Source organism: Vibrio sp. Vb1026 (assembly GCF_033338745.1).
GTDB lineage: Bacteria > Pseudomonadota > Gammaproteobacteria > Enterobacterales > Vibrionaceae > Vibrio > Vibrio alginolyticus.
Window position 1 is genome coordinate 1 of the sequence record NZ_JAWOTH010000202.1, and the last position, 1046, is coordinate 1046.

General features: G+C 46.2%; 1 protein-coding gene and 1 pseudogene. Both read right to left on the reverse strand.

Features of this window, described 5'->3' with window-relative positions; all coding sequences use genetic code 11:
* On the reverse strand, window positions 1–251 hold a 251-nt coding region (gene nrdR, locus R7E47_RS25305), incomplete at its 3' end, for a transcriptional regulator NrdR (protein WP_318085564.1).
* Between the two features lie 180 nt (window positions 252–431).
* Window positions 432–1046, reverse strand: a pseudogene (locus R7E47_RS25310) (gamma-glutamyl-phosphate reductase); the annotation flags it as partial.

Consider the following 1046-nt stretch of genomic DNA (forward strand, 5'->3'; position numbering starts at 1 on the left):
ATAGAATCGGCACTTACCGGACGTTTCTCTAATGCGCGCTGAATGCCACCGACCATTTTATCTTCATCGAATGGTTCACGATTGCCATTCGACTTAATGACTTTAGGCATGACCAATTCAGCCGTTTCAAACGTAGTAAAACGTTCACTACAGGCTAAACATTGGCGGCGGCGACGGACTTGATGACCATCCGCAACCAATCGGGAATCAATTACTTTTGTATCGTTCTCTGAACAAAAAGGACAATGCATATCACCTCCAAATAACGTGCCATTGGGGCCGTCCCAAAAGCCAGACTAGTGTAGCGGAATTGATATGTGAGAGAAAACAAAAAGGGGCACTAGTGCCCCTTTTTCAATCAATATCGAGTCGAATCTGATTGAAAAAGGGGCACTAGTGCCCCTTTTTCAATCAATATCGAGTCGAATCTGTTAACTGCGTGCTAAGTAGTTCGCTTTGCCGACCCATTTGTAGCTTGTTAATTCTTCCAAACCCATCGGGCCACGTGCATGTAGCTTTTGAGTTGAGACGGCCACTTCAGCCCCCAAGCCAAACTGAGCACCGTCAGTAAAGCGCGTTGCCGCATTCACATAAACTGCAGCCGAGCCCACCGAATTGATGAACAACTCTGAGTTAATCAAGCTGTTGGTCATGATTGCATCTGAGTGACTCGCATTGTGAACTCGCATGTGATCAATCGCATCTTTCACGTCAGCGACAACTTTTACACCTAACGTGTAGCTTAGCCATTCGGTATCAAAATCACCTTCTGCGGCATCGCGAATTTGCGTAGCTTGAGCCATTAGCGCTTTCGCTTTTGGTTCTGCTACAAACGTCACTTTGTCACTCATTCGCTCGACAATCATTGGCAAGAATTTCGCCGCCACTTTCTCGTGAACAAGCAGTGTGTCTAGCGAGTTACATGCCGAAGGACGTTGAACTTTCGAGTTTTCAACCACGTTTAGCGATTTCTCTAGGTCCGCGGATTCATCAACAAAAATGTGACTGATACCAAAACCGCCGATGATCACTGGAATTGTGCTGTT